We start from the raw sequence: 13,933 nt of genomic DNA on the forward strand, positions 1-13,933 counted from the left end.
TAAATGCGCATGCGCCGTTTTTTCGAAACGCAACGGACGCTTTTGTGTTGATTTTCATGAAACTCGGTCATTGCCGCGTGGCGACGGGTCTAGGATCGGAGTGGGAGCGAGATCATCTCGCCCGAAACGAAGATGGGCCCGAGGGTGCGGCGAACACTCCCGGACCCGGTGAACGCCAAGCTTCTGTGGAGCCTGACGCCCATGTCTATTCTAACCCCGCGCACCCCGTGCCTGTCGAGCACGCACCCCCACCTGGTCGCCGAGTGGCACCCGACCCGTAACGGAAGCCTGTCGAGCGACCACGTGACGGCAGGGAGCAACAAGAAAGTATGGTGGCGATGTAGCAACGACCCATCACATGAGTGGCCTGCGGTGATCCGATCCCGGTCTCAGGGCAGCGGCTGCCCGATCTGCCAGGGCCGGCAAGCATCGCCAGCGACTTCCCTGAGGGCATTGCACCCGGAACTGGCCGCCGAATGGCACCCGACGCGCAATGGCGACCTGACCCCCGACGATGTCGTGCCGGGAAGCGGGAGAAAAGTCTGGTGGCGATGTCGAAGGGACACAAGCCACGAGTGGGATGCGGTTGTCGGTAGCCGCGCTCAGGGCTGCGGTTGCCCGATCTGCCGGGGCCTAAGAGCATCGCCAGCGACCTGCCTGAGGGCGTTGCATCCCGAACTGGCCGCCGAATGGCACCCGACCCTCAATGGCGACCTGACCCCCGACGATGTCGTGCCGGGAAGTGAGAAGGTCGTCTGGTGGCAGTGCAGGAAGGACCCCTCCCACGAGTGGAAGGCCAAAGTACAGAGTCGAGCGAAGCCTTCCGGAGGATGCCCAGGATGCAAATCCCTGAGGGCATTGCACCCCGAACTGGCCGCCGAATGGCACCCGACGCGCAATGGCGACCTGACCCCCGACAAGGTAACACCTGGCAGCAAACGGAAAGTCTGGTGGCAGTGCCATGCGACACCCCCGCACGAGTGGCAAGCACAGGTCAACAACCGGACCAACGGAGCAGGCTGCTCTATCTGCGGCGGCAGGGTGGCTTCCCCGACCACTTCGCTCAGGGCGTTGCATCCCGAACTGGCCGCCGAATGGCACCCGACCCTCAATGGCAATCTGACCCCCGACGATGTCGTGCCGGGGAGCGCCAGGGCCGTCTGGTGGCGCTGCCCAGTCGATCCGACGCATGAGTGGCAGACAGTGATCCATCGCCGGGTCGCCGGCGTCGGCTGTCGGACCTGTGGTGGCCGTGTAGCCACTCCGACGACTTCGCTGAGAGCCTTGATGCCGCATTTAGCGGCGGAGTGGCACCCGACGCGCAATGGCGACCTGACCCCCGACGATGTCGTGCCGGGGAGCGCCAGGGCCGTCTGGTGGCGTTGTAGCAACAATCCCTCTCATGAGTGGGAGGCGGTACCTTACAGCCGGAGTCGAGGCGGGAACGGTTGCCCGGCATGCAACGTAGGTTGGACAGTAGGAGCAATCCGAGGCTTTGTCGCATCCCTTTCCGAACATCTGGATGCGTTAACCCCAGCCGAATTGTATCTGCTCTTCCAGCAACAAGGGCTGCTCGGAATCAACGGCAAGGGAAAGGCGTTTGCCAAAGCCCTCGCCACCGGCCGTTTCCCGTCCGAGGAATTGGGCAAGTTCGTCCGAGGCGAGCCGTCGTTGGTGGATGAGTTCCTCGCCGACCCCACGCGGACGCTGGAGGGGCCGGGGTGCGAGGACGGCGACGGGGCAGTCGGACTGGCCGTTGTGCCCGACAGCCCTACTGACGGAACGGGCGGGTCCGTCGTCGCCCCGGAGGCCGAGGGGCTGCCCACCGTCGAGTCGAGCCGGGTGCTCGCGGCGCTTGATCACGCCGTGATCTCTTCGGCCGACGCCGAGGCGGTCGAATTCCTGGTCGCCTCGGCCGTGGCCAAGCTCTGGACCCATGCCTTCCTCGACGAGGCGACCGCCGTCGCCCAGGCCGAGGACTTCCACGGCAGCGTCTATGCCGAGCAGGTGAAGGATCGGTTCCTCGACGAATATCGCCGTGCCAGCAGGCTATCGGTCCCCAAAGGCTATGCCTTCGCGATCGACGGCCGGCCGGTCGCCCCGAACCTGATGCAGCGGCTGGTGGCCGTGCGGGTCCGCGACGACCGCCGGGTGGGCAACTGGTCGGGCACCGGGGCGGGCAAGACCCTCTCGGCCGTGCTGGCCTCGCGCGTGGCCCGCTGCCGCCTGACCGTCGTGTGCTGCCCTAACGCCGTGGTCGAGGGCTGGCGCGACGCGATCCTCGCCGCCTTCCCGGACAGCGTCGTGGCCACCAAGACCTTCGAGCCCGACCGGCCGGACTGTGGCCGGCCCCGCTACCTGGTCCTCAACTACGAGATGCTCCAGCAGGACGATTCGGCGGCGTGGGTCGGCGAACTCGTCGCCCGCGAGCGGATCGACCTGGTGATCATCGACGAGGTCCACTTCGTCAAGCAGCGGGCCGTCGAGAGGATGTCCTTGCGGCGGCGCAACCTCTTCGCCCTGACCTCGCACGCCTCGGAGCGGAACCCCGACCTCCGCATCCTTGGCCTGTCGGCCACGCCGGTGATCAACAACCTCCAGGAGGGCAAGAGCCTCGTGGAACTGGTCACCGGGGTCGCGCACGAGGAGTTGGAGACCCGCGCCACGCTGTCCAACTGCATGCGGCTGCACCAGCGGCTCACCACGCTGGGCATCCGCTGGATGCCGAAGTATGCCACCGGCTACGAGCAGGTCGAGGTCCCGGTCGATTGCTCGGCCGTCCTCGACGAGGTCCGGGCCCTGGGCCGCAAGAACGGCAACCCGTTGTCGCTGGAGCAGGTGCTCATGAAGGCCCGCCTGCCGGTGATCCGCACGCAGGTGCGGCCGAAGACGCTGATCTACACGCACTACGTCCAGGGCATCGACCGCATGCTGCACGACGCGCTGGTCGCCGACGGCTGGCGGGTGGGCTTCTACACCGGCGAGGACAAGTCCGGGCTGGCGGGCTTCCTCGACGGCGACGTGGACGTGCTGATCGGCTCGGCGTCGATCGGTGTGGGCGTCGATGGCCTCCAGCGCGTCTGCAACCGGCTGATCGTGGCCGTCTTGCCCTGGACGGGCGCCGACTTCGAGCAACTCAAGGGCCGGGTGTTCCGCCAGGGCCAGGCGCAGGAGACGGTGACGCTGGTCCTGCCGCTGACCTACGCCGAGGTCGGCGGCAGGCGGTGGTCGTGGTGCGAGTCGCGTCTGAACCGGCTGCGGTTCAAGAAGTCCCTGGCCGACGCGGCGGTCGATGGCGTGGTGCCGGAGGGTCACCTGCGGACCCCGGCCCAGGCATACCAGGACGTGATGGGCTGGCTCCGGCGTCTGGATGATGGCCAGGTCGAGGCCGTCGCACGCACGCCGATCCGCGTGCCCGACGTGCCCGGCGGCGAGGCGGACGCCCGTCGTCGCCGCCACGGCGACTTCACGAAGATGAACCAGGTCTGGGGCCGGATGGCCAGCGCATCGCTCCACCGCCGGCTCCAGGCCGACCCCGGCGAGTGGGCCCACTACCACGCCCTGTTCCGCTCGGCCCGCGCCGACTGGGCCGTCGTGCCGTCCGAGGAATTGATCCGCTGGTGCCGCCGCCGGAGCGGCTACGTCATCGGCGACTTCGGCTGCGGCGAGGCGACGCTGGCGAAGGACCTCGCGGACCTGCACGTCGTCCACAGCTTCGACCACGTGGCGATCGACGATTCCGTCGTCGCCTGCGACATGGCACGCGTGCCGTTGGAGGACGAGTCGCTCGACCTAGCGGTCTTCTCGTTGTCGCTGATGGGTGCTGACGTGACGGCCTACCTCCGCGAGGCGCACCGGACGTTGAAGCTCGACGGCGAGTTGCACATCGTCGAGCCGACCTCGCGATTCACCGACCGCGACCGCTTCGCGCGGGACCTGGCCCGGCTGGGCTTCGACGTGGTCCGCGTCGAGGACTGGTGGAAGTTCACCCACATCCGGGCCTTGAAGACCGACCGGACGCCCCAGGACGGAGCCGCGAGCACATTCTGACGCCGGCCGACTTGGCCGGAGGGCCGCGCCGGTTTGGCCCCCGGCCACCCGATCGTCCCGCGCCCCGGCGCGGGACGAAGCCCAGAGGAGGGCGAGGGTGGTGATCGTAGGCCGGGATGGCCGCCTGGTCCAGGTACGGGGTGCTCGGGACGGCCGGGGTGGAGCCGACGCGGTGCTCATGCTGCGATGATTTTCTGTCATGTCCTTGTGGCTCGGGCTTCAACCCGGTATGGTGTCGTCGCGCATGCCATCAATATGTCATGACGGTTGTCTCGATGGTCAGCGAGGCAGACTGGTCGTGTCCCCGATGTCCGGCATATCGGCCGGAGTGTGACTCAACGTCGGAGACCCCGGACGTGGACCCTCTCGACGCCGCCGATGCCGAAACTCGGGGTCATTTCCTGGCGTTCTCCCTGGGGCCCGTCCAGCCGTTCATCGCTTCGGCCCGCTCGGTCCGCGACCTCTGGACCGGCAGCTACCTGCTGAGTTGGCTGTGCCTCGCCGCGATGCAGCCAATCCGGCATCGCTTCGGTGACGGGGCGATCCTCTCGCCGAGCCTCGACGGAAATCCCTTGCTGGAAACGCGAGGGGACGCCCGCGAGGGGTTGCCCTCGGCCTGCTTGCCGAACCGATTTCTTGCCCGCATCCCCGACGATGACGACGACACCACCCGCCTCTTGGCCGATGAGTGCGAGCGGAGTTGTCGAGCGGGCTGGAAGCGGATCAGCGGCGCGGTCCGACAGGGGCTCGCAGTTCGCATGGAGGGCCTCGACCCGCACTGGGATCGGCTCTGGGACGACCAGGTGGATGACTTCTTCGAGGTCCATACCGTCGTCCTGCCGCTCGCTCGATGTGACGCGCCGACGCTTGAACGCCTGCTCGGCGAGCAGAATGACCCGACTCGGCCCGATGGGCTCGCCTGGGGCCGCTTGCAACTGATCGCCCGCCTGATGGAGGCGCGACGGTCTGCCGGGCACCATCCTGCCTACGCTGCCCGGGGCGACGTGCCCCAGAAGTGCTCGCTGCTGGGCAGCTACGAGCAGATGGGGCCGGCCGGGCTGGACGAGTCCCGACGCTTCTGGGAGGCGTTGGCCGTCCCCGAGAACGCCTGGTCCGGCACCAGGACGCGGCAGTCCGAGCGGCTCTGCGCCGTCAGCTTGGTCAAGCGGTTCGCCTGGCCGGCGTTCCTGCACGAGGAAGTGGGACTCCCGCCCGAGTCCGGCTACTTCCCAGACACGGCCACCGTGGCGGCTTCCAGGTGGCTCGCGACGGAGCCGGAGATCAGGCCAGATCGCGAGCGAGGGGAGCATGGGGCCTGGTCCGGGCAGTGGCTACACCGGGCCGAGCATGAAGGCCCCGGCAGGAGGCGCGTCGATGATGACCGCGACCCTCCCCCTCGTGACGGACTCCTGCGGACCATCCGGCGCAAGCGGCTCGCCCAGGATGCCCCCCCGGCGTACCTGGCAATCCTGATGATGGATGGCGACCGGCTGGGGCAATGGCTCGCAGGGATCGGGCCCGACGGTACGACAGCGACCCGGGTCGCACCGAACGAGTGGATCGCCGCGATCAGCCGAGCACTGGCCCAGTTCTCGGTCGGGCGCGTCCCGGAGATCGTCCGCCGGCACGGCGGCATCCCCATCTACTCCGGCGGGGACGACGTGCTCGCCTTCCTGCCCCTCGAAGATGCCCTCCCCTGCGTCCGCGAACTCCGAGATGCCTACGTCGAAGGATGGGCCCGGTGGGTCGAGCCGCTTTGCGAGCCGGAGGCCCGGTCGGGGGCCACCGTCAGTGCCGGCCTCGCCGTGGTCCACCACAAGGAGGACCTGCGATACGCCCTGGGCCGGGCCCGAGCGGCCGAGCATGCCGCCAAGGAGGCGGGTCGGGACGCCGTGACGCTGGCGATCTGCCGCCGATCGGGCGAGCACACATCCGTCGACCTGCCCAGGGAGATGGTCCCCCGTCTGGAACGATGGCACGCGTCTTTCGCAGCGGGCGCATCCGATCGGTGGCTGTACACCCTCCGTTCAGAGTTTCCGACGCTTGGTGGCGATGGGCTGCCCTGGCCGGCCGTTAAGGCCGAAGTCCGGCGCGTTGCGGCTCGCGCCGAAGATTCGGCACGGCGGATCGACCCCGGCGAAGCGGTGGGCCTGCTGGACGCCTATCGCGAGGCGATGGAGGGGCGAGGTCGATCCCGGGAGCGCGTGCTGGAAGACTTCATCACCCTGGCCCAATCGGCCTCGTTCCTGGCCCGAGGGAGGGACTGATGACGCCCCCGGACCGCGTCCGCATCGGCCTCGGAATCGAGGCGCTCGACCTGCTATTCTTCCGGGGCGGCCGGCCCTTCGGCCCCGCGACCCGTGCCGAGGGCGGGCTGCCCCAGCCACAGACCCTGGCAGGGGCGCTGCGGACGGCGGCGCTGGCCGCGCACGGCTTCGACTTCGCCGGATGGTCGCGAAGGGTCCGGGAGGCTTCGGCCCAAGGAAAGGGTGGCCTGGCGGGTCTCCTGGAGGAATTCGGTGCCCCGACGGGCCTGGTCGGTAGCCTGTTCCGCGGCCCTTGGTTGATGGAACAGGCTGGAGGATCGGCGCCCTCGCTGCTGTTGCCCGTCCCGGCGAACCTCTACAGGACCGAGGCTGGGCGATGGGCCCGCTCCGACCCGCTGCCCGAAGCTCCTCCCGGCTGGGAGTCGAGGCCATCGGCCAGGCGACCCCTCTGGCGGCGTGGCGATCCATCCGCGAAGCGGCCCGAGGGGTTCCTGCGTCCCGCCGGCATGAACGCCTACCTCCGAGGGGGCGTCCCTACCGATGCGGATTGGGTCAGGCCGGCCGAACTGTACGACTTCGACAGTCGGACCGGCCTGGAGATCGACCCGCAGACCCTGGCCGGGGCCGAGGGCCAGTTGTATGCGACTCGGATGCTCGCCCTGCGGCGGCATGTCTGTTTCTATGCCGAAATCCTCCCCCCGACCTCGCACGCCGATGCCGTCCGTTGCCTGCTCGGCGGGCCCTTCCCGTGGGGCGGCGAGGGCCGGTATGCCGTCGCCCGGGTGCTGGACCACTGCGTTGAATGGCCCGACGGCGGGGATGCGGAGGGGCTGCCGCTCCGAGTGCTGGCCTCACCCGGGCTCTATCGCATCGCGAGCCTGCCCGATCGGATCGCCGAGGAGTACCTGGTCGCCGTCGCCTCCGGACGGGCCTTTGCCGTCTCGGGCTGGGATGTGGCCCGCAACGCCCCAAGGCCGACCCGATTCGCTGCGCCGGCCGGCGCAGCCTACTTCCTCGACGCCGACGTATCCGAGGTCGAGACATCATCGCTCTGCACCGACCCGGACCTCGTCGCCGAGGGCTGGGGATTCGCCCTCAAGGGAGCCTGGCGGCATGCCTGAGAACGTCGTCTCCGCGATCCTGGGCCTGCACGCCCAGACCTCGCTCCATCCCGGGGCTGGGACCGCCCTGGGCATCGTCGACCTGCCAGTGCAGCGCGAGCGTCACACGCGATGGCCGACGATCCCCGGCTCCTCGCTCAAGGGCGTGCTCCGCGACGCCTGCCGGGAGCGCTACAAGACCGAGTATGCTGGCGATCGCCAGCGGACCAATCAGGAGAGCCCCAGGCTCCGCGCCGCCTTCGGCCCGCACACCGAGGCGGCCGGAGAATCGGCCGGCGCCCTGAGCCTCACCGACGCCCGACTGCTGGCCTTCCCGGTCCGGTCGCTCCGGGGCGTCTTCGCCTGGGTGACTTGCCCGGCCGTTCTGGATCGGCTCCGTCGCGACCTGGCGCTCTGCCGCTTCGGGTCCATCGACTGGCAGGTCCCGCTTGTCGAGAAGAATCGGGTGATGCTCCCCTCGGACGACTGCCCATGCCTGATCGAGGGCGGGCGCGTCGCCCTGGAGGAGTTCCTCTTCGTGCGTGCTGGCGACTCGGACGGCCTGATCGCTGCCTGGATCGCCGATCACGTCCTGCCCGATTCGGCCGCCTTCGACGCGACACGAGCCCGTTTCCGACGCAGCCTGCTCGTGCTGCACGACGACGACTTCGACCACTTTGCCCAGTATGCCACCGAGATCAACGCACGAATCGGTTTGGACTACGAGACCAAGACCGTCAAGGGCAAGGCCCTTTTCTACGAAGAGTACCTGCCCCCGGAGACGCTCTTCTACGCGCTCGTGCTGGCCAATGAGGCACGGGCCAGGGCCAATGGCGAACATCCCTCGGCCGGCCGTGCCATGGGGGCGGCGGATGTTTTCGATGTCCTGAGGGAGACGCTCCCGGAGGTCCTCCAGGTGGGGGCGGACCAGTCGATCGGCAAGGGATATTGCGCCACGAGACTCGCCCGAGGGAGGCACGACTGATGGCCGGCCACCAGACCCTCGATCAGCGTCGTGCCGCCCACGCCTGGCGGGTCGTTCAACAGGTCAAGGATGAGGGCAGGGACGATGCCAGGCGGGAATTCAAGCTCCAGGCCAAACGTCTGCCGGCCCGGGTCGTGACGGCGGGCCTTGGCCAGGCCCTGGCCTTCCTGGAGGCCAAGGACTACGCGCCACACCTGCGGGCCGCGTTGACTGACTGGATCGGGCAGCAGGTGCTGGTGGCCCCAGGCCGCACTGGCGACCGGCTGCTCCGGTGGGTCGTCGAGGGTGACTCCGACTTCCTCCGGCTCGCGACCGCCGAATGCCTTGTCTACTTGCAGTGGGTCGTCCGCTTCGCCGAGGCGGAGTTCCGCGACATCAGCGACGTGGAGGAGGTCTGAGGGATGCCCATCGGCAGGGTCCAGTTCTGGGTACGCTCCCGATCCCAAGGCGCCGTCCTCGATGAGCGAGGCACGCGTCTCCTGTTCACGGCGAAGGACCTGGAAGGGCTCAGGGTCGAGGAGATTCGCGATGGCCTGGAGGTTGCCTTCAACCTCGGCCCCGATGGGACTGCCCGCCGCGTCCGTCAACCGCGATCGTCATTCCTTCGTTTGCCGAAATCCCTCGACAGGGACGATCCCCTCCTGAGCGCTGTCCCGCTGTCGCCCTCGCTCCGTGACTTGGTGGAGCGGTTCAAGGGGCTCGTCCATCCCGGCCTCCGGTTGGACAAGTACATGATGCCCGCCGTTAACCAGGAGGGGCAGAAGCGGGTCCTGTCCGAGGTCGCGGAGCGATCGCAGGGGGATACGCAACTCCTCGCCGAGGTCTTGCGGCGTCGGGACGCGATGCTGGACGCCGCCGGGACCGTGCGTTGGGGGCGCGAGACTAAGGGGCCGCTGACACTGCACCTGGCACGGGCCTCGGCGTTGGAGAACGCCGGCCTTTGCCTGCACCCGATCTACGGGTTCACCTTCCTTCCCGGCTCGGGCCTCAAGGGCCTGGCCCGTGCCTATGCCGAGACCGTCTGGCGGCCGGGCCAGCCCGATGACGCGGCGGCGGCAAGGGACATTGAACGCATCTTCGGCTTCATTCGGGGGGCGGGGGACGAGGGGGCGGCAGCCGGCACCATCATCTTCCACGACGCCTGGCCTGCGTCCTGGCCCCGGCTGATGGTGGACATTATCAACAACCACCACTTTGGCTACTACCGGGGGGAGGACTGGCCGGGAGACTGGGAATCGCCGTCGATGGTCTACTTCCTGGCCGTGCCCGCAGGCCAGGTGTTCTCGTTCGCGCTGGGCAAGCGGCGAGGAGATGTTGAGGATCGCCTGCTGGGCCTCGCCCGCGCATGGCTGGACGGTGGCCTGACTCACCTGGGCTGCGGGGCCAAGACCGCCGCCGGCTACGGCCGCTTCACCGCGCAGGGCGACGAACCGCCCGTAGCAAGCGGCCCGCACCGCACGAACTTCTCGGCGGCCCTGTCGCTCGAATCGCCGGCCTTCCTGGCCGGGGCGAGCCAACAGCAGGACGACTGCGACCTCCGCCCCGCGACGCTCCGGGGCCTGCTCCGCTGGTGGTGGCGGACCCTGCACGCCGGCGCCCTCAACCTGACGCAGTTGCGGGACCTGGAAGCGGCGATCTGGGGCAACACCGCTGCCGGCAGCGTCGTCGATCTCCAGATCGAGTCGCAGCAACCGGCCGCCTTGCCCTACGACAAACGCACCAGGGTCAATATGAGGCAGGAGGAGAAGGTCGGCCCCTATGGCATCCCCAAGGCCGACCCGGGGAAGACGACCCAGGGTCTCTGGTATGCCACTCGCGGTATGGATGACAGCGGCCGGCGCCGCTTCGTCATCGAACCCGGGGCGACCTGGACGATCCGGCTGACGGCACGGACCAATCAGGCGCTGCGGGATCGCGGGATCGGCCCCGAAGACGTGCTCGCCCAGGCCCGTGCCGCGCTCTGGCTGCTCTGCCGGTACGGCGGGGTCGGGTCCAAGGCGCGCAAAGGATTCGGGTCACTCTCGTCCGACGGGCTGGACGACCTAGACCTCGAACGCTGCCGCGAGGTCTCCCGCCGGCTCCGCAGGCGTCTTGGCCTGCCCGAGGACGAACGCCCGGGGACGGCCGAATCTCCGGCCCTCTGCGACCTCGCGGCAGAGGAAGTCGAGGCCGAGTTCCCCTGGGCCGATGTCTGGGCTGTGCTCGATCAGGTTGGCTTCGCCTGGCAGGCGTTCGCCAAGAGGTTTTCCCACGACCGCGATCAGCAGGAGCAGTTGGTCCCGACCTGGTCCGAGCGGGATGCCCCCACGGGCTTCACGAAGGCGTCGCTCGGGGTGCCCCGGCGGATGGATGGCGGGGACCGGCGATGGGCGGGCGAACGACACGCATCGCCGGTCCACATCCACGTCGAGCGGGCCGGCGGCAACGCCCATCGGGTCCGGGCCATCGCCTTCGCCGCACCCAGGCTGCCGACTCGCGAGAGCAGCGTGACGTTCCTGCAAACGTTCCTCGACCACCTGCGTGACGACCTCCTGTGTCGGTCGCAACTTCCTCCGAGGTCCTCCCGGCCGAGCCCGAGCGGGCGCGGCGGGCGACCCAGCCCGGCAGGGGGCGGGGGACTCGGCCAGCGCCGGGGTACGGGAACGGCCCGGACGCGGGGCGAACTCCATGGCGGTCCAGCGCCTGCTGCCCCGCCCCGTAGCCATCCCAAAGCCGGCGATCGCGTCGAGGCCACCTTGCTCCCCGAGCGTACGAAAAAGGGCGGTTGGAAGGCGCGACACGAGCCGACCGGCCTGAGCGGGCCGATCGTCGATTCGGCCAAGGTGCCCTCCGACAAGGAGCCTGGCAACGGCATGACGCTCATCGTTCACGCGGTCGGCGCCCGCGAGATGTCGTTCCGAGTTGAGTGATTGGACCCCCGTCGATGCGTATCCTCCTCTGCCTGCTGTCCGAGCAGCACGTGCCCAACCTGCTCTCGGTCCACCACTTCAAGCCCGACCGGCTCGTGCTGGTCGAGACCGGGGAGATGAGGCGGCGTCACGCCGCCGAGCATCTCCTCGGGGCCCTAGAGGCCGGCAGCCTGGACTACACTGACCGGCACGAGGTCCAACCGCTGGAGCACGAGGACTCCCTGCCCGAGGTCCGTCGCGCCTTGCAGGAGGCATTCGGACGCCATCCATCGGCCGAGTGGATCGTGAACCTGACGGGTGGCACCAAGCCGATGTCCATCGCCGCGTTCATGTTCTTCTCGGTGATGGACGCCTCGTCGATCTACCTCAGTGGCCGGGAGCCGAACCTCATCCGCTGGATGGACGGTTCGAAGGTCGAGCCTTGTGACTATCGGCCCAGCATTGCCGAGTTTCTCGCCGGTTACGGGTTTCCCTCACGAAAGCCCCCCGAGAAAGTCGCCGAGGCCGAGGAGCGAGCACGAGGATGGTGGGACCTGGCGCGGGTCCTGGCGACCCAGAGCACTGCCGACGGCTTGATCCGCTTCGAGGACGATCGGGAGCGAGGCAAGGCCCGGGACAGGGGCTTCGACCTTGAACGCCGGCACCTGGAACCCGGGGCGATCGCGGACCCGGACCTCCTCCGAGCCATCAACATGCACTTCGGCTTGGCCGAGCAGGACGGCGTACCGACTGGCAAGCTGGACAAGTACCAGACGCAATTCCTGCTGGGGGGCTGGCTGGAAGTCTTCATCTGGGGCCTGCTCGATCGCCATCGGGACGCTCTGGACATCTGGGACGTGCGGCTCGGGTTGGAGCCGACGAGCCCAGACACTCGGGTTGGCAACGACTTCGACGTGGCCTTCATGCACCGTTACCGGCTCTGGATGGTCGAGTGCAAGACCGGCAGCCAGGAGCACGACCCCGGCGGCGACATCCTCTACAAGGTCGAGGCCGTCATCCGTCAGTTCCGGGCCCTGCACGTGCGTACTGCCTTGGCCACGACCTCCGACTTCCTGACCGACCCCCGGACCGGCACAATCAGGGAAGGACATCGCAACCGGGCTGCGTCCTACGGCTGTGCGTTGGTGACCCGCGATCAGGTCCGTGCCATGGCCGAGGCCGACGACCCTGTCGATCTGATCCGAGAGGCCCTGGGGCTCCGATGACATGCGACCCGCCACCACGCTGATCAGCACTGTCGGCACGAGCCTCTTTATGCCGAACCTCGCCGGGTTGCGGGCCGACGACCCCGACCCCGTGCGGAACCGGCTGGCCGCCGCCTACGACGCACGAGAATGGGACGCCGTGGCCGGGGCCCTGGCGACATTGCCCCCCACCGAGCGGACCTGCGGTGCCGAGATCAACTCGATCGCAAGCCTGCTGGCCAGGGGATACGCCGTCCCCGATGCGAACCTGTTCTTCTGCCACTCGGATACCGACGACGGCCGGGCCATCGGTCGGGTCCTGACTGCTTACTACCGCCGGGCCGGCCATCCCATCGCCGAGACGAGGGTGATCGACGGATTGCAGGACAGCGATCCCAGCCGGTTCCGCACTGAGGGCCTGCGCAACCTGGCCAGGGTTGTCTGCCGGCTGGTGCGCGACTATGGCCCCGGCGCATGCGCCATCAACGCCACCGGCGGGTACAAGGCCCAGATCGCCGTGGCCGTATTGCTGGGCCAGGCTCTCGGCGTTCCGGTCTACTACAAACACGAGCGGTTCGACGAGATCATCTCCTTCCCGCCGATGCCCGTGGCGCTCGACGTGCGGGCCTGGATGCGTCACAGCGGCCTGCTGGCCCTGCTCGACGCCGAAGGCCAGGTGCCGGCCGCCTCGCTCGCCGAAGACCTGGCGGATGGGGGCGAGGTCCTCGAATGCTTCGTCGACCGCGTTGAGGTCGACGGCGAGGAGTACCTGGCCCTCTCGCCGACCGGCCAGATCGTCCATGAGACCTTCCGAGAACGGTTCCGCACCGAGCGTGACCGACTCCTACCCCCTCCTGTGCTCGCCTCGGAGAAGCACCCGCCGAAGCTCGGCGGCCACGGCGTAATCCTCCGCCACCGCGAGGAGTTGCGGCGATACCTCGCGGCGATCACCGACGGAGTCCCGCAGGTCCGATCGTGCCATACGGTCTATTGCAACCCCGACCTGCCCCGCCCCCTGATGTTCCGGCTGAGGGGCGAGGAGGTCCAGGGGACCTGGTCTGACGGCTCCGAGGCGGTCACATTCGCGGTCGAGTCGTCGGCGACGACCGACGGCCAGCGTGAGGCCGTCGTCGCGGCCCTCAACGACTGGCTCCAGGCACACCGGTAGCTCGAACGCCCCGAGGCAGTGGCCACACTCTACGTCACCAAGCCAGACCCCGACTGCCCCGGTGGTGTTCGCCTGACCCGCGAGGGCTTGAAACCCTTCTTCACCGAATGGGAAACGCACTTGCTCCGGCCGTTGCGGGAGGCGGAGCCCGACGCCGAGGGTCCCGACCGGCTCGCTGTCAGGCCACTCCTCGACCGCCAGATCGAACGGCTGGTGGCCGACCTGCGTGGCGGCCCCGCCTACCGCCCCTTCGTCTATGGAGGCTGATCG

General features: G+C 68.7%; 9 protein-coding genes. All 9 read left to right on the forward strand.

The window, feature by feature from the left end:
- Positions 1 to 201: 201 nt before the first annotated feature.
- Positions 202 to 4,050, forward strand: coding sequence for a zinc-ribbon domain-containing protein (locus GA615_RS05305; protein WP_161602188.1), 3,849 nt, complete (start codon positions 202 to 204; stop codon positions 4,048 to 4,050).
- A 356-nt stretch (positions 4,051 to 4,406) separates the two neighbouring features.
- Entirely contained in the window at positions 4,407 to 6,317 is a 1,911-nt protein-coding gene (gene cas10, locus GA615_RS05310; protein WP_161602189.1) for a type III-B CRISPR-associated protein Cas10/Cmr2, read from the forward strand.
- Entirely contained in the window at positions 6,317 to 7,438 is a 1,122-nt protein-coding gene (locus GA615_RS05315; protein ID WP_152050232.1) for a type III-B CRISPR module-associated Cmr3 family protein, read from the forward strand. The genes cas10 and GA615_RS05315 overlap by 1 nt, the downstream gene beginning before the upstream one ends.
- Positions 7,431 to 8,402 carry a type III-B CRISPR module RAMP protein Cmr4 gene (cmr4, locus tag GA615_RS05320; protein WP_152050233.1) on the forward strand — a complete coding sequence of 324 codons (972 nt, stop codon included), beginning with the start codon at positions 7,431 to 7,433 and terminating at the stop codon, positions 8,400 to 8,402. The genes GA615_RS05315 and cmr4 overlap by 8 nt, the downstream gene beginning before the upstream one ends.
- Positions 8,402 to 8,800: a type III-B CRISPR module-associated protein Cmr5 gene (gene cmr5, locus GA615_RS05325; protein WP_152050234.1), complete on the forward strand. Its 399-nt coding sequence runs from the start codon at positions 8,402 to 8,404 to the stop codon at positions 8,798 to 8,800. Before cmr4 ends, cmr5 begins: the two co-directional genes overlap by 1 nt.
- Before the next feature lie 3 nt (positions 8,801 to 8,803).
- Complete coding sequence (cmr6, locus tag GA615_RS05330) at positions 8,804 to 11,311, forward strand: type III-B CRISPR module RAMP protein Cmr6 (RefSeq protein WP_152050235.1); 2,508 nt, start codon at positions 8,804 to 8,806, stop codon at positions 11,309 to 11,311.
- 14 nt (positions 11,312 to 11,325) lie between these two features.
- Positions 11,326 to 12,516, forward strand: coding sequence for a Card1-like endonuclease domain-containing protein (locus GA615_RS05335; RefSeq protein WP_152050236.1), 1,191 nt, complete (start codon positions 11,326 to 11,328; stop codon positions 12,514 to 12,516).
- Between the two features lies 1 nt (position 12,517).
- Complete coding sequence (locus tag GA615_RS05340) at positions 12,518 to 13,663, forward strand: putative CRISPR-associated protein (RefSeq protein ID WP_152050237.1); 1,146 nt, start codon at positions 12,518 to 12,520, stop codon at positions 13,661 to 13,663.
- A gap of 18 nt (positions 13,664 to 13,681) precedes the next feature.
- The gene (locus GA615_RS05345; RefSeq protein ID WP_152050238.1) at positions 13,682 to 13,930 is read left to right on the forward strand and encodes a hypothetical protein; all 249 of its coding nucleotides are present in this window, start codon (positions 13,682 to 13,684) and stop codon (positions 13,928 to 13,930) included.
- Positions 13,931 to 13,933: the final 3 nt, after the last annotated feature.

It is taken from the genome of Tautonia marina (assembly GCF_009177065.1).
Classification (GTDB): Bacteria; Planctomycetota; Planctomycetia; order Isosphaerales; family Isosphaeraceae; genus Tautonia; species Tautonia marina.

Excerpts from the sequence above, each read along its gene's own strand:
- cmr5 (WP_152050234.1), top strand. The coding sequence starts at position 8,402 with ATGGCCGGCCACCAGACCCTCGATCAGCGTCGTGCCGCCCACGCCTGG.
- GA615_RS05315 (WP_152050232.1), top strand. The coding sequence starts at position 6,317 with ATGACGCCCCCGGACCGCGTCCGCATCGGCCTCGGAATCGAGGCGCTC.
- GA615_RS05340 (WP_152050237.1), top strand. The coding sequence starts at position 12,518 with ATGCGACCCGCCACCACGCTGATCAGCACTGTCGGCACGAGCCTCTTT.
- GA615_RS05335 (WP_152050236.1), top strand. The coding sequence starts at position 11,326 with ATGCGTATCCTCCTCTGCCTGCTGTCCGAGCAGCACGTGCCCAACCTG.
- GA615_RS05305 (WP_161602188.1), top strand. The coding sequence starts at position 202 with ATGTCTATTCTAACCCCGCGCACCCCGTGCCTGTCGAGCACGCACCCC.
- cmr4 (WP_152050233.1), top strand. The coding sequence starts at position 7,431 with ATGCCTGAGAACGTCGTCTCCGCGATCCTGGGCCTGCACGCCCAGACC.
- cmr6 (WP_152050235.1), top strand. The coding sequence starts at position 8,804 with ATGCCCATCGGCAGGGTCCAGTTCTGGGTACGCTCCCGATCCCAAGGC.